The organism is bacterium (genome assembly GCA_021372775.1).
Lineage (GTDB): Bacteria > Acidobacteriota > Polarisedimenticolia > J045 > J045 > JAJFTU01.
Window position 1 is genome coordinate 1 of record JAJFTU010000107.1, and the last position, 18848, is coordinate 18848.

Consider the following 18848-nt stretch of genomic DNA (forward strand, 5'->3'; position numbering starts at 1 on the left):
TCCGCCGAGCAGCAGCTGCGCCGACTCGATGCGCCGCGTCGCGGCCGTCGCCCCGCTTCGCTCCTCGACGAGCGCGGCGCCGCGGCGCACCGCGACCTCCGCCCCGGGAAGGCCGGTCGCGGCGAGGAACGCCGCCCGCCAGCGCCGGGCCTCGCCGGCGCCGCCCCCCGCGGGGAGAGCGAGCGGCGGCCGGCGGGGGGGCCACGGAGACGGAGACGGCGCGCCGGACGGCTCGTCGCCCCCCTCCTCCCAGCCGGCGATCAGCCGCTCGCCTTCTGCGTCGGCGAGCCACGCGATCTGGGCGGAACGCTTGGCGTAGCCCGGTTCGGTCATCGGCGGGCCCCGGGGAGCAGGACGCGCGCCCCGTCGATCCAGACGGCGGGCGCCTCGGCCCGCACCGCCGCGCGCGCTCCGAGACGACTGCAGGCGGCCCGCCGCGCGCAGGTCGCCGCGCCCGCTCCGGTCGGCGCGACTGAGCAGGTCGCCGCGCCCGCTCCGGCCGGCGCGACGGCGCAGGTTGCCGTGCCCGTCGCTGTCGCCGCGGCGCCGCCGAGGCGCTGGGACGCCTCGAGCGCCGCCAAGGTGGCGGCGGCCTGGGCGGCGTCGACCACGACGACCGCGCCGCGCAGGCGGCCGTCGTCGCCGGCGAATTCGCCGCCGCTCAAGACGATCGTCCGCGAGGCCGGATCGAAGCGGCCGGCGGCCGCGCCGCGCAGGAGGGGCGCGTCGCCGGCCCCGAGCGGCGCGGGACGCGTCGCGACGAGCCGCGTCGCCGACAAGGCCGGGGAGGCGGCGGAGCGGACGGAGTCGCGCCGCCGGGCCGCGCGGCCGAGGCGGGCGTCCGGGGCGAGAGAGGCGTCACCCCACAGCGCGACGGCGCGGGCGGCGTCGCCGGCGTCGTCCCAAGCGAACCCGACCGGCCAGGGGGCGGCGAGCGGGTCGTCGATCAGGGCCGCGCCCTCGCAGCCCGGCGGCAGCGCCCCCTCGATCGCGGCGTGGCCGAGTTCGTGGACCAGCCACGCGGCGGCGGCCGCGTCGAGCCGCAACGGCCCCGCCGCGCCGATGCGGGGAGGGGGGCCGTCCGCGATTTCCGCGCCCGCCTCGCCGCGCCGAAACTCGGGTCCGCGGGCGGCGGCGCGGAGCCGCGCGTCCCGCGCCGCGGCGGGGGACGCCCAGTCGTCCGGCCTCTCCGCCTCGACGTCGAGTTCGCCGCGTCCCCGCGCGGTCTCGATCAAGCCGCGGAGGCGGCAGCCGGCGTCGAGCGCGACCGCGGGGGCGCCGCCGATCGGCCGCCAGGCGCGGAGCCGCAGCCGGACCTCGAGCCGGATGTCCGCGAGCGTCGCCGACCGCGGAAGCGACGCCTCGAAGTGACGGACGGCGCGGCGCGTTTCCTCGGCCAGGCGTCGCGCCTCCGCGTCCAGCCAGGCGAGGGCGTCCCGCCAGCCGTCGGGATCGGGACCTTCCGCGGCCGCGGCGCCGGTCGCCGCGGCGCACGCCGTCGGACCGGCCCCGACGACGAACCATGCGTCCCCGCCCGCTCCCTCGCTTCGCGCGCCGCCGTCGAAGTCCAGACGCCGTCCGTCGTGGCCGGCGTCGAGCGCCGCGCGCGCCTCCCAAAGGGCGAACCGCCCCGGGGGGGCGTCGGCGAGGGCGTCGGCGGCGCGGTTCCAGTCGAACACGAACGCATTGTAGTCGCCCGGCGCGGCCGCACCGGCGGCGCCGCCGCCCGTTCACCCCGCGGCCGCCGCGCGCTCCCCGCGGGACGACGCCGGGGCGAGTCGCGCCACGTTTCGCCATGTTCGATCGCGTCCAGCGCCCTGTTGAAATAAACTAGCAGCGGCCCCGAGGTGGCCCGGCCGGAGATGGCCGCGCCGACCTGCGGAACCTATCTTCTGACAGGCACAGGGGATGTTCGGCCCCGTCCTTTCGCGGAGGACGCGGCCGGAGACGCGCGTGAGCCGACGCATTCTCCTCATCGATTTCGATCGGCGGGCGTTGTCCGCGGCCCAGGCCAAACTCGAGGCCGAGGGGTTCGAAGTCCTGTGCGCCCAAAGCGGCAAGGAAGCCGAGCAGGTCCTGCGCGGGACGAAGATCGACTTGGTCGTCCTGGAGCCGATGATCCCCGGCTTGGACGGCTTCAAGTTCTGCACGGCGATGAAGCGCCGCGAATTCGGTCCGGCGCCGTACGTCATCCTCGCCTCGCGCATCTACCGCGCCCCGCGGTACCGGGCGATGGCGAAGGACGCCGGGGCCGACCTCTACGCCGAGCGCCCGCAGCAGGACCATATCCTGCTGGAAACCGCGCGACGCCTGCTGCCGCCGGAGGCGGCGGCGGAGGCCGGCGCGCCGCCGGTCGCCGACGAGCGCGCGCCCCGCGTCTCCCAGGCCGTGCCGGTTCAGGACGTCGCCGCGCCGCGGGCCCACCGCGGCTCGCGGCGCGAAGTCCCGCCCGCGGCGGCGCCCGAACCGGCGCGCCACGCGTCGGAGGACCGCCGTCCCCCCAGGCGGATCCCCGCGGAACGCGCCCCCGCGCCCGCCGCGCCGGCTCCCCCCGAGCCGCCCGCGCCGCGCCTCTCTCCGGCCGACGATCCGCTGAGCACCGCGCCGCGCGTCGCCATTCAGGGGACGGTCGATCTGGCCGACTTCCGTCTGGGAAGCCGCGAAGACGGTTCCGATTCCGTGCCGATCGCCGACGTCTCGGACGAGGAGATCGTCGACGCGCTCGACCGCGTGATCGATCTGCCCGAAGACACGGCGATCTGTCCGCCCGTGGACGCCTCCGCGGCGCCGGCGGCCTCGGCCGGGGCCTGGTTCGGCGAGCCCGCGCCGCTCCCGCCGCAGCCGGACGAGCCGGCCGCGCCGGCGTCTTCGTCCTTCGTCTCCGACGCGCCGGGGGCCGCCCCGCTGCCGCCGCTGCCGGGCGTCAGCCCGGTCTTCGCCTCGGCGGCGGCGATGGGGCCGATTCCGGTGCTGGCCGAAGCGGGGGAGGACGAGATCGAGCGGATGCTCGACGCCCTCTCGCCCCTGGAGAACACGGAAGCCTTCACCACGGAGGTCGCCGCGGAGGAATCCGGTCCGGCGGAGGACGCGGGCGACGTTCGCCCGCCGCCGCCCGCGCCCGAACCGGAGGAACTCCGCGCGCCGTCGGCGGAGACGGCGTTCGAGTTCGTCGGCGCCGAGCCGCCGCCGGCGTGGCCGGCCGAGCCGGAAGGCGCCGCGCCGCCCGACGAGCCGGCCGTGGTCGTCGCCGCGGAATACGCGCCGGCCGACGAGCCGGCCGTGGTCGTCGCCGCGGAATACGCGCCGGCCGAAGAGGCGCCGGCCGTGGTCGTCGTGGCGGAATACGCGCCGGCCGACGAGGCACCGGCCTGGCCGGTCGCCGTGGCGGACGAGGCCGTCCCCGCGGACGCCGCGGACGTTTCGCTCGTCCGGGACGCCGCCGGCCCGAGCGCGGAGCAAGCGGCCGCGCCGACGGACGTCGCGGAACGGGAAGAGCCGGCCGCGCCGGCGACGCCCGCGGAGGGGATTCCGCTCGGGTTGGCGTCGGCGCTCGATCGCTTGGACTGCGCCGGCGACCTCACGTCGCTCGCCGACGACGCGCCCGTCTCGTACACGACGGAAGTCGACGTCGAGGCGATCGCGATGCCGGATCTGCCGGCGTTCGAGTTCCGGGGCGAGCGGGCGGGCGGCGGAGGCCGCAGTCTCGACAACGTCTGCGAGTTCGAGGAAGCGCCGGCTTCCGGCGGCGCGGAGATTCCCGACGACATCGGCCGGCTGTTCCCCGGCGCCGAAGAAGACGTCGCGGACGAGGTTCCCGCCGCGACGGCTCTCGAAGCGCGGGCCGCCGCGCTCGAGGCCGAAGCGCCGGGCGCGTCCGTCGAACCCGCGGCGGTCGTCGAAGAAGCGCGCGAATCGATCGAGCAGCTCGTCGAACCCGCGGCGTTCGTCGAAGAGCCGCGCGAATCGAGCGAGCAGGTCGTCGAGCCCGCGGCGTTCGTCGAAGAACCGCGCGAATCGAGCGAGCAGGTCGTCGAGCCCGCGGCGTTCGTCGAAGAACCGCGCGAATCGAGCGAGCAGGTCGTCGAACCCGCGGCGTTCGTCGAAGAGCGGCCCGAAGCGGTCGCGTCGAGCGAAGAGCCCGCCGCGTTCGTCGAAGAGCCCGCCGCGTCCGAAGTCGCCTCCCCGCGCAGCCTCGTCGACGAACCGGCCGCGCCCGCCGCGGCGGCGCCGGCGAAGTTCCGTTTCGACGGCCCCACGCCGAAGCCCGCGCTTCGGCCGCGGCCGCACTTCCATCTCCTCGGCGAGACGGAGGACACCTCCAGCAATCAGGGCTTTGCGCCCACGCCTTCGTTCGACCACACCGGCCCGTCCAGCCCGATCGGGCCACATCACGGCGTTTCGGCCGGCGTCGCCCCCCCGGGGCCGCCGCCGCCGCGCCCGGGCGCGCCTGCCGCGCCTCCCGCTCCGATCGGGCAGTGGTCGTATCAACGCTTCGTCGCCCCCCGTCCGGCCCCCGCGCCGGTCCCGGCGACGGCGTCGTCGGCGCCCCAGCAGCGTTTCCACACGGGGCCCGACCTCGACTCACAGCTCGATCGCGCATTTGCTGGCCAGGGGGGCCAGAGCGACGCCGCACGCGGCGCCGGAGGCGACGGGCAGGGAGGCACGTCGGGCGGCGACGCGGAAGATCCCGCAGAGCCGATCCTCCATTCGGACGCGCGGGAGTTCGATCCCGCGACGGCCGCTCTCCTCTCGAGTCTCGAGGGGTTGGACGCCGTTTGCCGCGAGGACGCCGCGGAGGACGACGATCTCGACCAGTGGCTGACCGACGGCGGCGCGGTCCTCGACGAGACGTTCCCGGAAGAGTTCGAGTCCTCGCCTCCTTGCCCGCCTCCGCCGACCGACGACGACGAGCGCAGCCTCGAAACGCTCCTCTCCGCCCCGGTCGAGCGCGCCGCCGCGCCGGCGGACGAAGAGGACATCCCCGACTTCTGGACCTCCCCGACCGGCCCGGCCGACGTCGAGCCGGTGGCCGGACCGCTCGTCGGCCCCCGCGCCGACGACGAGCCGCGGCCCGACGACGAGGCGCCCCGCGGAACGGCCCCCTCGGCGCCGCCGCTCGAGGAGCCGACGGCGCGCTCGATGGGGCTCGTCCTTTCCGCGGCCGCGGTGCTGGTGGTCCTGATCGGCGTCGGCAGCGGGGCGCTCCTGCTGCGCGGCGCAGGGGCGGCGCCCGCCGCGCCGGCCGCGATCCGCGCCGAGCGCGCTTCGGACGCGACGCCCGCGGCGCCGGACGCAACCCGCGCCGAGCGCGCGTCGGTCGAGGCCTCCGCGGCCGGAACCGGCGCGGCGTACGAGCCGACGACGCCCGCTTCGGAACGGCGGACCGCCGCCGCGAGCCCGGAACCGGCGCCCGCCGCGCCGGAGATCGTGCGGCCCGTCCCGCGCGCCGTCTCCGACCGCCTCGACGGCCAGACCGCCCGGCCGACGCCGCGGGCCGCGGTCGGCTCGACCGCGCCGGAACTGGCGCGGCCGGCCGAACTCGACCGTCCGCTCGAGCGGGTCGCCGGCGAGATCCCCGCCGAGGCGGCGCACGCCGCCGCGCCCGGGAAGGCGGTCCTGAGCGTCCTGGTCGGCCCGGACGGCGACGTCCGCGACGTCCGGCTGATGAGCGATCCGGGGCAGGGATTGGGCGAGGCGGCGCGCCGCGCCGTCGCCGGCTGGCGGTACACCGCGCCCCGCCGGGCCGGGGAGCCGGTCCAAGTCTGGCGGACGGAAACGGTTTCGTTCGGCCGGCCGTGAACGGCCCGCGAGCGGCAAATTAAAAGGGGACGGCGAGTCGCCGTCCCCTTGTCTCGATAGACTCCAAGCGGCGAACGAACGTTCGCGCCGCGCCCGGAGCGTCCCGGGCGTCAGGCCAGCGAGGCCTTGCGCTCGGCCTTGCGGCGCTTGCGGTCGTTCTCGCGGCGGCGACGACGACGGCGCTCCGACGGCTTCTCGTAGTACTCGTGCTGCCGGATCGCCTTGCGGATGCCGAACTTCTCCACCTTGCGGCGGAACCGGCGCAGGGCCTTTTCCAGGTCGTCCTTCACCACCACGTACGTCGAATCAGGCATCGTCCAACTCCAAGAGGTCCGGCCGGCGCGGCCGCGCCGCCGGTTCTTCGCCAAGCGCGCACAAAGCCCTTCACTCCCGAGCTTCCCATCCGAAGCCGGAAGGAAGGGCCACGTCCAACTGCGGCAGCGGAAAGATTATGTGCGGCGGCGGCGACTGTCAACTTGAAAGGCGCCGCGGCGGCGTCTACGCTCCCCGTCCGCGATGGTCTGGTTCCGCAAAGAGCGCCCCGAGGGGCCGCGGGCCGTCGGCCGCGGCGAGGTGGTCGGACTGCACGTCGTCTGCCCCGCCTGCGGCGGCCGCTCGGAGCGTCCCCGCGCCGCGGAACGGGGCTGGCGCTGCGCGGCGTGCGGCGCGCTGCTGCCGATGCCGGCGCGGGCGCGGCTCGACGCGCTGCTCGACCCGGGGGCGGAGCCGCTCTTCGGGCGGCTGATCTCCTCCGACCCGCTGCGCTTCGCGGGCCGCACCCCCTACCGCGACCGGCTGCGCGCCGCGCGCGCGACCTGCGGTCTGGGGGACGCGATCCTCGCGATGCGCGGCGCGATCGACGGGATCGAGGTCGTCGCCGCGGCGTTCGAGCCGGGGTTCCTCGACGGGACCTTCGGCGCGGTCGTCGGCGCGACCATCGCCGGCTGCGCCGACCTCGCCAAGGCGGAGCGCCGGCCGTTCGTCCTCGTCGCGCAGTCGGCGGGGCCGCGGCTCGAGGAAGGCGCCGTCGCGCTGGCCCACGCCGCGCGCGCCGGGGCGGCGCTGGCCGCGCTGGCGGCGTCCAAGACGCCGTTCCTCGCGGTCGCCGCCGATCCGCTGCGCGGGCCGGCCGCGGCGCTGGCGCTGCAGGCGGACGTCGTCGCGGCCGAGCCGGGGGCGCGGATCGCCCTCGCCGGCGCGGCCGACCTGGAGCCGCGGGCGACGAAGGCTCTTGCCGGCGCGTGCGCGGCCGAAGAGTTGATTGCCCGCGGACTGGTGGACCTCGTCGCGCCGCGGGCGGAACTGCGGGCGACGCTCGCGCAGTTGCTGCGGCTGTTGTGGAGTTCCCCGTCCGCGAGACCCGCGCCCTGCGGCGCGTGAACGATTCCGCGCAAGAAGAAGGCAACGCTGTGGACACCGCCCAAGATCCGCTCGTCTCGTGGCTCTTCTCGCTGCAAGGTCCGGCCCTCAAGTGGGACATGGACACGGCGCGCTCGTTCTGCGTCTGGCTCGGCCGGCCGGAGCGCGGCTTCCCCGCGCTGCACGTCGCGGGGACGAACGGCAAGGGCTCGGTCGCGGCGCTCGCCGAGTCGATCGCCCGCGTCTCCGGCCTCTCCACCGGCCTCTACACGAGCCCGCATCTGGTGCGGCCCGAGGAGCGGATCCGCCTCGGCGCCGCGGACATCTCGCGCGACGCCTTCCGCTCGCTGATCGAGCGGCTGCGCCGCGCCGCCGCGGCCGCGGTCGCGGCCGGCGCCGTGCCGCGCCATCCGTCGTTCTTCGAGATGATGACCGCCGCCGCCTTCGTCGCCTTCGCCGAGCGGCGCGTCGATCTCGGCGTCGTCGAGACCGGCCTCGGCGGCCGCCTCGACGCGACGAACGTCCTCGATCCGCGCGTCTCGGTGATCACGACGATCGCGCTCGACCACGTGAAGACGCTCGGCGGGACGCTCGAGGCGATCGCGCGCGAGAAGGCGGGGATCATCAAGCCCGAGGCGCCGGTCCTCGTCGGCTGGGTGCCGCCGGAAGCGCGCGAGGTCTTCGAGGCGACGGCGCGGGAGCGCGAGGCGCCGCTGCACCTCGCCGAACGGGAACTCGACGTGGCCGCGCGCGACGACGGCTCGTTCGACGTGACGACGCCGCTGCGCGCGTACCGCTCGCTGCGCTGCGCGCTCGCCGGCCCGCACCAACGGCGCAACGCGGCGCTGGCGATCCGCGCCGCGGAACTGCTGCGCGAGCGCGGGATCGCGATCGACCTCGACGCCGTGGCCGACGGCCTCGTCGCGACGCACTGGCCGGGACGGCTGGAGCGGCTCGACGGCGCGCTGCTCGCGGCGGACCTGCCGCCGGTGCGCTCGTGCCTGCTCGACGGCGCGCACAACATGGAAGGGATCGGCGTGCTGGCCGCGGCGCTGGCCGACGCCGACCGCCGCGCGCCGACGCGGCGTGCGCTCGTCTTCGGCCTGACCGAGGGACGCGATGCCCACAGGATGATCGGCCCCTTGGCGCCGCACGTGTCGCGGGTCGTCGTCGCGCGCCCCGGCATCGTCAAGGCGATCGACCCGGCCGAAGTGCACGCCGCGCTCGTCGAGGCCGCGCCCCAACTCGCGCCGGAGCTCGTGCCCGATCCGGCCGAGGCGCTGCGCCGCGCGGCGGAGCTCGCCGGGCCGGACGGCGAACTGCTCGTCGCCGGCTCGCTCTACCTCGTCGGCGACGCGCGCCGCGTCCTTCTCGACCTCGACGGCACGGGGCACCCGCGCCGCGAAACGCAGATCGCCCCCGCGCTGGTCTGAACGGAGACGTTCGACGGATGAACTTGCTGCCCGACATTCCGACGCCGCATCTGGCCGACCTGCCGGTCGCCGAGCGCCGCAACGACCGCGAGGTCGAACTGATCGTGCCCGAAGGGGACGCGCCGCTCGACTTCGCGCGGATCTTCGGCCGCGCGCGCGAGCTGGAGCTCGAGGTCGGCTCGGGGAAGGGGCGCTTCGTCCTGCTCGCCGCGACCGCGCGTCCCGACGTGGACTTCGTCGGCGTCGAGTACGCGCGCAAGTTCTACCTCAAGGCGCTCGACCGCGTCGCCAAGCGCGACCTCGCGAACGTGCGGCTGATCAACCACGACGTCTTCCCGCTGCTGCGGAGCCGCTTCGCTTCGGCCTGCTTCGCCGCGGTCCACGTCTACTTCCCCGATCCGTGGCCGAAGAAGCGGCACCACAAGCGGCGCTTCTTCCGCGACGAGGTGCTCGACGACGTCGCCCGCGTGCTGAGCCCCGGCGGCCTGCTGCGCGCCGCGACCGACCACCCGCTCTACGCGGCGGCGATCCGCGAGGTGATGGCCGCGCGGACCGACTTCGAGGACGCCGGGCCGGACCAGGCGCTGTGGGAGCTCCCCGGAATGGGGGACTACACGACGCTCGGCGTGACGAACTTCGAGATCAAGTACCGCCGCGAGGGCCGTCCGATTCACCGCTTCGCCTGGCGTCGCCGCTGACCCTGCGCCGAGCGGCGGCCGCGCCCCGGAACGCCGTTGTCGCGCGCGCGCGCTTGCGTCCGCCGCGCGCCGTCCGCGCCGCGCATCCGCCCCGCGCGTCCGCGCCGTCCCGCGGGCGGGAGAGTGCCCCGCCGCGTCGCGGCGCCGCGCGGCGCGGGGCGGCGGATCTTCCCCGCGTGGGCGCCGAACTCGCGATCGATCCCGAACTGTCGGCGTGGCTCAAGCTGGCCCGCCTGCCGGGGCTGACGCCGGAGACGACGGACGATCTCGTCCGCCTCTTCGGCGGCGCGGCGCGCGTCGTCGATCCCGCCGCCGGCCGCCCCGCCGAAGCGGCGGGCTGCGCGGACCTGCTGGCCGCGCTGCGCTCTCCGGCGCACGACGCCGCGGTGCGCCGCGAACTTGATCTCGCCGCGCGCACGGGGTGGCTCCATCTCCACCGCGGCGGCCCCGGCTACCCCGAGCCGCTGGAGGACCTCGGCGCGCCGCCGCGCGTCCTCGCCGTCCGCGGCGACGTGTCGGTTCTCGGCCGGCCGGCGGCGGCGATCGTCGGCAGCCGCCGGGCTTCGGACTACGGCCGGCGGATGGCGCAGGAACTCGCGGCGGGGCTCGCGCGGGTCGGCGTCGTCGTCGTCAGCGGCCTCGCCCGGGGCGTGGACGGCGCGGCGCACGCCGCGGCGCTCGAAGCCGGCGGGACGACCGTCGCGGTGATGGGGACCGGGTTCGACCGCGTCTATCCGCGCGAACACGGCCCGCTCGCCGAACGGATCGTCGCCGGCGGCGCGCTCGTGACGGAGTTTGGTCCCGGCGTCCCGCCGGCGCCGGAAAACTTTCCGCGCCGCAACCGGATCATCGCCGCCCTTGCCGACGTCGTGATCGTCGTCGAGGCGGCGCTCCGCTCGGGGGCGCTGATCACGGCGCGCCTCGCGCTCGACCTCGGGCGGGAGGTCCTCGCCGTGCCGGGGCGGGTCGGCGATCCGCTGGCCGCCGGCGCGTTGAGTCTGCTGCGGGACGGCGCGCCGCCGGCCCTCGGCGCGCTCGACGCCCTCCTCGCGCTTTCCCCGCGCCGCTTCCCGGAGCTCGCGGCGGCGGCCGCGGCGGCGCTGCGCGGCGAGGAGGCCGCGGCCCTCGCCGCCGAGCGTCCCGGGCCGAGCCCCGCCGCGGAGCTCGGCGTCGAGGCCGAGGCGGTCTTCGGGGCGTTGCCGCGCGACGAGGACCGGCAGGTGGACGAGCTCGCCGCGGCCGCGAACCTCCCGCTCGACGCCGTTCTCGCGGCCCTCTTCGCCCTGCAGTTGGCCGGTTTGGCGGAGGCGCTCCCCGGCGCGCGGTTCCGCCGGACCGTCCGCCCCGGCGGCGGGCGTGTTTGACACGTAGCGCGGGCAAGATTATTCCTAGCCCGCCCCGGGGCCTGCGGCGGCGAGTCGCCACAAGGGCCCGGCAGGGCGCGGCGCGCCGGCTTTCCGCGGCCGCGCCCGGACACGGACACCTGAGGGAGTTGCAGCGTGGCAAAGCACCTCGTGATCGTCGAGTCGCCCGCCAAGGCGAAGACCATCAACAAGTTCCTCGGCCGCGACTATCGCGTGAAGGCCTCGAAGGGGCACGTCCGCGATCTGCCCAAGAACCCCAAGAAGAAGGGGGACAAGGACTGGATCGGCGTAGACGAGGACAAGGGCTTCAAGCCGCACTACGAGATCCTCAAGGACCGCGTCAAGACGGTGGACGAGATCATCGCCGCGGCGAAGGAGGCGGAGACTGTTCTCCTCGCGGCCGATCCTGACCGCGAAGGGGAGGCGATCTGCTGGCACCTCGCGCAGCTGCTGCGCGAGAAGAAGATCGACAAGCCGGTCCAGCGGATCCTGTTCAACGAAATCACGCGCCGCGCGGTGCGCGCGGCGATCGAAGCCCCGCGCGAGATCGACGAGCAGAAGGTGGACGCGCAGGAGGCGCGGCGGATCCTCGACCGGATCGTCGGCTACCGCGTCTCGCCGCTCCTCTGGGACCGCGTCCGCCGCGGCCTCTCCGCCGGGCGGGTGCAGACCGTCGCGCTGCGGATGATCGTCGAGCGCGAGCGCGAGATCACCGCCTTCAAGAACGTGGAGTACTGGACCGTCGCGGCGCGTCTCGCGCCGACCGACCGCGCGGTCTTCGAGGCCAAGCTGATCCGCTGGCAGGGCGAGGACGCGCCGTGGCGCAAGGCGTCCGAGGGGAGCGAGAAGCAGGCGACGCTGCCGGACGAAGCGGCCGCGAAGGCCGTCGTCGCCCACTGCTCGGCGCGCCCCTTCCGCGTCGCCGGCCTCGAGGCCAAGCGCAGCCGCCGCAACCCGCCCCCGCCGTTCACGACGAGCAAGCTTCAGCAGGAGGCCTCGCGCCGCTTCCGCTTCCCGGTGGCCCGCACGATGCGCCTCGCGCAGGGGCTCTACGAAGGGAAGGACCTCGGCGAGCTCGGCACGGTCGGCCTCATCACCTACATGCGTACCGACTCGACGCGCGTCGCCGCCGAGGCGCTCGACGCGGTGCGCGAGCACATCGGCAAGACGTTCGGCGCCGACTACCTGCCGGAGTCGCCGCGCTATTTCCGCCAGAGCAAGTCGGCGCAGGACGCCCACGAAGCGATCCGCCCGACGAGCCTCGACCTCTCTCCCGAACGGGTCCGCCCGCACCTCGAGGCGGACGAGTTCAACCTCTACAAGCTCGTCTGGGACCGGTTCGTCGCCAGCCAGATGACGGCCGCCGAGTTCGACGTGACGACGGTGGACGTCGTCGCGGGCGAGGCGCTCTTCCGCGCGGTCGGGCAGGTGCAGCGGTTCGCCGGCTGGCTCGCCGTCTATCAGGAGACGCGCGAGGAGGACGCGGAGGAAGGGGACGAGGCGGCCGCGTCGCTGCCGGCGCTCGAGGCGGGGGAGACGCTCGGTCTCGACGCGCTGCTGCCGCAGCAGAACTTCACCCAGCCGCCGCCGCGCTTCACCGAGGCGATGCTCGTCCGCGCGCTCGAAGAGAACGGCATCGGCCGGCCCTCCACCTACGCCGCGATCCTCGGCGTCCTGTCCGAGAAGGACTACATGGACAAGGTCGAGGGGCGGCTCAAGCCGACGGAGCTCGGCGAGCTGGTCGTCGATCTGCTCGTGAAGCACTTCGGCGACATCTTCGACGTCGCCTACACCGCGCGGATGGAAGAAGAGCTGGACAAGGTCGAGGGGGGCGAGATGGACGGCGTCCAGGCGCTCTCCGCCTTCTCCGTCCGCTTCCGCAAGGACCTCGACCTCGCGCGCACGCAGATGGAGAACATCAAGCGGCGCGTCGAGAAGACCGACGTCAAGTGCGAGCAGTGCGGCGCGATGATGGTCAAGCGCTGGGGCCGCTTCGGCGAGTTCCTCGCCTGCGAGAAGTACCCCGAGTGCAAGAACACCAAGGAGCTCAACGCCGACCGCCAGCCGCTCCCCGAGATCGACGAGACGTGCCCGAACTGCGGCAAGCCGATGGCGCTGCGCCGCGGCAAGTGGGGCCCGTTCCTCGCCTGCTCCGGCTATCCGGAGTGCAAGACGACCCGCAAGATCAAGCTCCAGGGGGACAAGGTCGAGGTGAAGAAGGAAGTCGTCCTCGACGAGAAGTGCCCGGAGTGCGGCAAGCCGCTGGCGCGCAAGAGCGGGCGCTTCGGCGAGTACGTCGGCTGCACCGGCTTCCCCGACTGCCGCTTCACGCGCCAGGAGGAGACCGGCGTCGCCTGCCCCAAGTGCGGCAAGTCGGTCGTCGCCCGGCGCTCGAAGCGCGGCAAGCTCTTCTACGGGTGCACCGGCTACCCCAACTGTGATTTCGTCCTCTGGAAGAAGCCGGTCCCCAAGCCCTGCCCGAAGTGCGGCTCGCCCTACCTGCTGGAGTCGAACACCAAGCGGTACGGCGCGCGGCTGCTCTGCGAGAAGGAAGGCTGCGGGCACGTCGAGCAGCAGTGACGCCGACCGTTTGAAACGGCGCCGCGACCGCGGAGCGCATCGGCCCGCCCGATCGGCGGGCCGTTGCATACTGTGGCCCTGCGGGGCGGCGGGAGCGGCCCTCGCGGAGGATGGCCGATGGACGCCGCACGGGCCCTGTCCGTTTCCTTGGCGCTTTGCGCCGTCCTGACCGGCGCCGCCGGCGCGCAGACGCCGCCGGACGCGCGCCCCTCGGGACTCGTCGAAGAGGTCAAGGTCTCGCTGGTGCAGTTCAACGTGCTGGCGACCGACAAGGACGGCCGCCCGATCGCCGACCTCAAGCCGGAAGACCTCGCGGTGCGCTGGGACGGCGCCGAGCGGAAGCTGGCCTTCCTGCAGGGCTGGGCGGAAGGGACGCCCGCGCCGGCCGCGACCCCCGCGCCGGCCGCGCCCGGGCCGGCCGCGGCGCCGGCCGCTTCGCGCGGCCGCTGGCTCGTCCTCTTCTTCGACGACTTCCTCTCCACGCAGTACACGCGCCTCCGCTCGCTCGCCGCGGCGCGGACCTTCGCGCGCGAGCATCTGCGTCCGAACGACCACGTCTCGGTCGTCGCCTTCAACGGCAAGGTCAACGTGCTGCTGCCGTTCAGCGTCGACCGCTCCGCCCTCGCCGCCGCCCTCGACCAGAGCGAGGCGCTGACCAAGCGGGCGACCGAGGACCGCTACGACGAGCTGACCTCGCTCGTGGTGATGATCCGCGAGCAGTGCAATCCCGACGGCGACCCCGCCTCGGGCATCGTGACGACCACGACGCTGCAGCGCCGCGCGGCCTGCGCCTCGCGCTTCATCGGCATGTGGCGCACGCAGAACGAGCGGTACGTGGACGTCTACACGGCCGGCCTGATCGCGCTGATCCGCTCGCTCGGCGCCGTGCCCGACGCCAAGCTGCTCGTCCTCTTCGGCGACGGCGTGCCGCGCGACCCCGCGCTCGAGGCGCTCGACGCGAGCGAGATCGCCCTCGGCGCCGGCGCCTCGCGCTGGATCGCCACGCGCCCGCCCTACTCCTACGAGACGGTCTACCGCCATCTCGCGGACGCCGCGGCCTCGGCCCGCGTCTCGATCTTCCCCGTGCTCTCCGGCGAGCGGGTCCGCTCGGCGACGCTCGGCCCGTCGCTCTACTGGAAGCTGGGCGGCGGCACTCGTCCGCCGACGGTGGACATCGCCGCGCGCACGCAGCGGAACATGAAGGACGGCCTCGAGGAGATCGCCGCGCGGACCGGCGGCGCGGTCGTCGAGTCGATGGATCCGGGCGCTTCGGTGACGAAGATCTCCGACCTCTCGCTCGGCCTCTACACCGCCGGCTTCTACCCGCCGCGCGCCGCGGAAGAAGGCGCGACGCCGGAACTGAAGATCACGTCGCGGCGTCCCGGCGTGACGCTGAAGTTCGGCGCCGGCCTGGCGCGTCCGGTCGCGGCCGCCCCGCGCGGCGAACTCCGCGCGACCCCCGCCGGGGCCTGCGCCGCGGGGCAGCGGCGGGCGATCACCGTGCGCGCGCGGGTCGAGCGCGCGTCCCTTTCGTTCGAGCGGGTGCGCGACGCCTACTCCGCCAACCTCGCGCTGCTCTTCACCGTCGTCCGCCCCGACGACGGCGAGGCGCTGTTCACGCAGTACCGCTTCTTCAACCTCGCCGAGACGGTCGAGGAGCACCAAGCCGCCGGCCGGCCCGATCCGGAACTGGAGTTCCTGATCACGGCGCCGTGCGAGACGCTCGTCGTCTCCTGCACCGCGACCGACGCCTGGACCGGCGCCTCGGGCGTCTACTCGGCGCTCGTCGCGAAGTAGCGCCGCGCGGAGGGCGCGGCGGAAAGGCGCCGCCGCGCGGCGCGGCCGCTCAGCGCGGCGCGAGCAGGCGCAGCGCGAGCCGCGGCGTGAACTGCTCGAGCGAGTCGAGGACCGCGTCGGCGAGCGCGAAGCGCGGGTCGCGCGGATCTTCCGGCACGACCACGACCGCCATCCGCGCCGCCTTGGCGGCGACGACGCCGCCGAGCGAGTCTTCGAGCGCCAGCGCCTCGCCCGGCGCGGCGCCGAGGCGGCGCAGCGCGTCGAGATAGACCGCCGGATGCGGCTTGCCGAGCGCCTCCTCCTCGGCGGAGTGGACGACGGCGAAGGCGTCCTCGAGGCCGTTGCGCCGCAGCGCGGCGAAGATCAGCCGGTAGGAGGAGGACGAGGCCAAGGCGAGGCGGAAACCGGCCTCGCGGCACGACGCGACCGCCTCCGCGGCGCCGGGACGGAGCGCGCCGCGCTCCTCCAGCAGCTCCTCCATCCGCGCGACGATCATCCGCGCGAGCGCGGCGGGGGACGGCCCGCGCCACGGCCGGCGCGCGAACCAGTGCCGCGTCACCTCGTCCACGCGGAGCCCCATCGTCGTGCGGCAGAGGTCCGGCGTCAGCGCGACGCCGACCGTCCCGAACAGCTCGATCTCCGCCTCGCGCCAGAGCGGCTCGGAGTCGATCAGCAGGCCGTCGAGGTCGAAGACGACGGCGAAGGCGCTCACGCGGAGCGTCCTGCGCCGCGGCGCCGCGCGAAGCGACTCCCGCTCACAGCGTCCGCTCGTAGCGCGAAAGCTCGAGCTTCCACGCCGGCACGCCGCAGTAGCGCCGCCCTTCCGGGCAGATCGGCCGCGCGCCGGCCCGCGCCCGCGCCGCGCACGGCGGCAGCAGCAGCGCGCCGAGCCGCGGATGGACCGCCGCGACCTGCCGCGCCTCGTCGAGGCTCGCGCGCCAGATCTCCTCCTGCGCGTTGAAGCAGAGGCGCATGGCGTGCTTGTGCCGCAGCGCGGCGAAGTCGGACGACTCGGTGAAGCGGACCGCCGTCGCGTTCGGCAGCAGATAGACCAGCGCCTCGTCCGGCGCGCCGAGCGCGCGCAGGCGGGCGATGCCGTCCCACGCCGCCGCCGTCGCGTCGTCGAAGATCCGCCGCGCCTCGTCCGTCTCGACGACGATCCGCGGCGCGACGACGTCCGGCGCGTCGAACAGATGCGCGAGCAGCGCCGGCCGCGCCGCGGGGGTCATGCGGTGCCGCTGGTCCTGCGAGTCGGCGCTGTGGGAGAGCTTCTTGCGGAACGTGTACGAGGCGTGATGCAGCGCGCGCGTCGTCCGCCCGAGCGTGCCGACGTTGAGCGATTCGCCGAGCAGCGGGTTGCGCGCCGGGTCGGCGGCGAGGGCGATCGCGTCGTCGTCGGAGAGGTACGAGCGCGGCATCCCCAGCGCGTCGCGCACCGCCTGGGCCACGACCTGCTCGGCGCGCGGATCGAACGAAACGAGCCGCGAAACCTTGCCTTCGAGCTCCGCGTCGAACTCCGCCGCGAACGCCGCGGCGCGCCGCGGATCGACGAGCCCGCCGGCCGCGGCGAGCGCCGCCGACTCCGGATGCGCGTCGGTCGGCAGCGCCTTCTCGGCCAGGTCGGCGAACGTCGGGTCGAGCTTCGCGACCTCGGCCACCATCGCCTCGACGATCAGCTTCGTCTCCGAAGGGACGTCGGGCTGCGCCGCCATCCGCGCGTAGCGGAGCAGCGTCAGGCCGGAGATGGTGTGGTAGAGCCGCGCCCACGCGGCGACCGGCAGCGCGTAGCGCGCCGCCTCCTGCGCGCGCCGGCGCACGTCGAGCCGCCACTCCTCCGGCTTCCGCCCGCGGGCGGGGAAGAGGGCGAAGAACCGCTCGGCGGCGGGCGCGGCGAGGGCCGCGGCGAGCGCGTGGTACGCCTCCTCGAGCCGGGCGAGCGTCCCCTCGTAGACCGCCTGCGCCTCGCCTTCCAACTCCGGCACGACGGCCGCGCCGCGCCCGACCTTCACGTAGCGCTGGCTGACCTGCTCGGAGTTGTAGAACGGATGGGCGTGGAAGAAGCTCCAGACGGCGTGGCGCGAGACGCGGTCGAGCGCGAACTGGAAGTGGGCGTGCTGGAAGATCGTGTGGTGGCCGGCGCCGTACAGCTCGCGGGCCAGCTCGTCGCGCTTGCGCCGGGCCTCCTCGAGCGCTTCCCCCTCGAGCCCGTCGCCGCCGACCTCCTCCGCGGTCACGAGCCCCTTCGCGGCGTAGCAGCTCCGCGCCGCCGCGACCGACTGGTCGATCGGCCGCGCGAACGACGCGACGAGACGAACGTCGGGTTGGACGCGGAAACGGAGCATCGCTGCGCCGCGCGGCTACGGACGCCCGGCGACGGCCGGGTCGCCGGCCTTCCACGGCACGGCGCGCGACGCCTTGAACTCCTCGCGCGTCCCGTCGGCCGCGGCGGCGCCGTCGCCCGCCGGCCCGCCGACGGCGATCGGCAGGCCCGCCGCGCGCCAGCCGGCGAAGCCGCCGGCGAGGACGCCGACGCGCCGGAACCACTTGTGCGCCAGCTCGGCCGCGGCGGCGTGCGCCGCGCCGCGCGGCGCGCCGTCCTCGTCCACGAGGACGACCAGCTCCGCCGCCTGCGCCGACTGGTGCGGGCGCCGGGCGAGCTGCGCTTCGGGAAGGTGGATCGCCCGCGGAAGATGACCGGCGAGGAACGCCTCCTCCGCGCGCAGATCGAAGATCCAGGCGCGGCCGCCCGGAACCTCCGGATCGGCGAGGTCTCCCTCGACGAGCCGGAGGACCTCCTCCGCGGCGATCGGTCCGATCACCCCTTCGTCTCCAGGACCGCCTTGATCAGCTCGGGGACGAGCTCGGCGACGTCGCCGACGATGCCGTAGTTCGCCTCGTTGAAGATCGGCGCGTCCTTGTCCTTGTTGACCGCGACGATGCACTGCGCGCCGCGCACGCCGACCATGTGCTGGATCGCGCCGGAGATCGCCAGCGCGACGTAGAGCTTCGGCGCGACCGACTGCCCGGAGCTGCCGATCTGGTGCTCGTGCGGCAGCCATTCGGCGTCGATGACCGGACGCGAGGCACCGACCGCGGCGCCGAGCGCCTCGGCGAGGCCGCCGACCAATGCGCCGAACTTCTCCTTCGAGCCGAGCCCTCGGCCGCCGGCGACGATCATCGGCGCGGCGGCGAGATCGACGGCGTGGCCGCCGGTCGCGCGGATCTCGAGCACGGCGCGGCGCAGCGCGGCCGGGTCGAGCTCGACGCGCGCCGCGCTGACCAGCGCCTCGGTCCCTTCCGGCAGTTCGTCGGCCGGGAACGCGCCGGTCTGCAGCGTAGCGAAGCGCGGCGCGGGGCCGTCGTCGATCGTGCGGGCGACGAACTTCGCGTCGTACGGCTGGCGCTGGAAGACGACCTTGCCGTCCTCGACGTCGGCGGCGACGACGTCGGTCACGACCGGCGCGCCGAACGAGGCCGCGACGAGCGGCAGCATGTCCTGCGCCAGATAGGTGTGCCCCATCAGGACCCACTCCGGCTGCAGGTCGCGCACAACCGCGCCGATCGGCAGACGCCAGCCGTCCGGCGTGTACGTCTCGAGCTGCGGGTGGTCGGCCAGCAGGACGCCGTCCGCGCCGCGCGCCGCGAGCTCGCGGGCCAGCGGCTCGACGCCGCGCCCGAGAACGAGCGCGTAGGCGTGCCCGCCGAACGACTGGGCGAGCCGCCGCGCCAGCGCGAGCGCCTCGAACGTGCCGCGGCGCAGCTTGCCGCCTTCGTGCTCCGCGACGACCAGGATGTCATTCGCCATCGGTTGTCACCTT

14 protein-coding genes are annotated in these 18848 nt (G+C 75.2%); 7 read left to right on the forward strand and 7 right to left on the reverse strand.

Annotated elements, in window-relative coordinates; all coding sequences use genetic code 11:
• Both LLG88_03680 and LLG88_03685 read right to left on the reverse strand, forming a co-directional pair.
• On the reverse strand, positions 1-333 hold a 333-nt coding region (locus LLG88_03680; GenBank protein ID MCE5246009.1), incomplete at its 3' end, for a hypothetical protein.
• Positions 330-1679, reverse strand: coding sequence for a hypothetical protein (locus tag LLG88_03685; protein MCE5246010.1), 1350 nt, complete (start codon positions 1677-1679; stop codon positions 330-332). The genes LLG88_03685 and LLG88_03680, both read right to left, overlap by 4 nt.
• Before the next feature lie 274 nt (positions 1680-1953).
• Between LLG88_03685 and LLG88_03690 the strand changes: the two genes are divergently transcribed.
• Positions 1954-5799: a TonB family protein gene (locus LLG88_03690; GenBank protein ID MCE5246011.1), complete on the forward strand. Its 3846-nt coding sequence runs from the start codon at positions 1954-1956 to the stop codon at positions 5797-5799.
• Between the two features lie 110 nt (positions 5800-5909).
• Here LLG88_03690 and rpsU read toward each other — a convergent pair whose 3' ends face one another.
• Positions 5910-6113 carry a 30S ribosomal protein S21 gene (gene rpsU, locus LLG88_03695; protein ID MCE5246012.1) on the reverse strand — a complete coding sequence of 68 codons (204 nt, stop codon included), beginning with the start codon at positions 6111-6113 and terminating at the stop codon, positions 5910-5912.
• A gap of 202 nt (positions 6114-6315) precedes the next feature.
• Here rpsU and LLG88_03700 point away from each other — a divergent pair, with 202 nt between their 5' ends.
• The 6 genes from LLG88_03700 to LLG88_03725 all read left to right on the forward strand — a co-directional run bounded on the left by LLG88_03700 (position 6316) and on the right by LLG88_03725 (position 15030).
• Positions 6316-7179 carry a hypothetical protein gene (locus tag LLG88_03700; GenBank protein ID MCE5246013.1) on the forward strand — a complete coding sequence of 288 codons (864 nt, stop codon included), beginning with the start codon at positions 6316-6318 and terminating at the stop codon, positions 7177-7179.
• 29 nt (positions 7180-7208) lie between these two features.
• Positions 7209-8591, forward strand: a complete 1383-nt coding sequence (locus LLG88_03705) for a bifunctional folylpolyglutamate synthase/dihydrofolate synthase (protein MCE5246014.1) — start codon at positions 7209-7211, stop codon at positions 8589-8591.
• Positions 8592-8608: 17 nt separating this feature from the next.
• Entirely contained in the window at positions 8609-9289 is a 681-nt protein-coding gene (gene trmB / locus LLG88_03710) for a tRNA (guanosine(46)-N7)-methyltransferase TrmB (protein ID MCE5246015.1), read from the forward strand.
• A gap of 176 nt (positions 9290-9465) precedes the next feature.
• The gene (dprA, locus tag LLG88_03715) at positions 9466-10653 is read left to right on the forward strand and encodes a DNA-processing protein DprA (protein MCE5246016.1); all 1188 of its coding nucleotides are present in this window, start codon (positions 9466-9468) and stop codon (positions 10651-10653) included.
• A 135-nt stretch (positions 10654-10788) separates the two neighbouring features.
• Positions 10789-13233, forward strand: a complete 2445-nt coding sequence (topA, locus tag LLG88_03720; protein MCE5246017.1) for a type I DNA topoisomerase — start codon at positions 10789-10791, stop codon at positions 13231-13233.
• A 117-nt stretch (positions 13234-13350) separates the two neighbouring features.
• Positions 13351-15030 (forward strand): VWA domain-containing protein, encoded by a 1680-nt coding sequence (locus LLG88_03725; GenBank protein ID MCE5246018.1) that lies wholly within the window; start codon positions 13351-13353, stop codon positions 15028-15030.
• Positions 15031-15079: 49 nt separating this feature from the next.
• Here LLG88_03725 and hxpB read toward each other — a convergent pair whose 3' ends face one another.
• Genes hxpB through LLG88_03745 form a run of 4 tightly spaced genes read right to left on the reverse strand, consistent with a single transcriptional unit; the run spans position 15080 to position 18835 of the window.
• A complete protein-coding gene (hxpB, locus tag LLG88_03730) occupies positions 15080-15742 on the reverse strand; it encodes a hexitol phosphatase HxpB (protein ID MCE5246019.1) in 663 nt (220 codons plus the stop codon).
• Positions 15743-15785: 43 nt separating this feature from the next.
• On the reverse strand, positions 15786-17372 hold the full coding sequence (locus LLG88_03735; GenBank protein MCE5246020.1) for an FAD-dependent thymidylate synthase: 1587 nt from the start codon (positions 17370-17372) through the stop codon (positions 15786-15788).
• 15 nt (positions 17373-17387) lie between these two features.
• The gene (locus tag LLG88_03740; GenBank protein MCE5246021.1) at positions 17388-17849 is read right to left on the reverse strand and encodes a rhodanese-like domain-containing protein; all 462 of its coding nucleotides are present in this window, start codon (positions 17847-17849) and stop codon (positions 17388-17390) included.
• A complete protein-coding gene (locus tag LLG88_03745) occupies positions 17846-18835 on the reverse strand; it encodes an electron transfer flavoprotein subunit alpha/FixB family protein (GenBank protein MCE5246022.1) in 990 nt (329 codons plus the stop codon). Before LLG88_03745 ends, LLG88_03740 begins: the two co-directional genes overlap by 4 nt.
• Positions 18836-18848 lie beyond the last annotated feature (13 nt).

Excerpts from the sequence above, each read along its gene's own strand:
- rpsU (MCE5246012.1), bottom strand. The coding sequence starts at position 6,113 with ATGCCTGATTCGACGTACGTGGTGGTGAAGGACGACCTGGAAAAGGCC.
- LLG88_03700 (MCE5246013.1), top strand. The coding sequence starts at position 6,316 with ATGGTCTGGTTCCGCAAAGAGCGCCCCGAGGGGCCGCGGGCCGTCGGC.
- trmB (MCE5246015.1), top strand. The coding sequence starts at position 8,609 with ATGAACTTGCTGCCCGACATTCCGACGCCGCATCTGGCCGACCTGCCG.
- LLG88_03725 (MCE5246018.1), top strand. The coding sequence starts at position 13,351 with ATGGACGCCGCACGGGCCCTGTCCGTTTCCTTGGCGCTTTGCGCCGTC.
- LLG88_03735 (MCE5246020.1), bottom strand. The coding sequence starts at position 17,372 with ATGCTCCGTTTCCGCGTCCAACCCGACGTTCGTCTCGTCGCGTCGTTC.
- LLG88_03745 (MCE5246022.1), bottom strand. The coding sequence starts at position 18,835 with ATGGCGAATGACATCCTGGTCGTCGCGGAGCACGAAGGCGGCAAGCTG.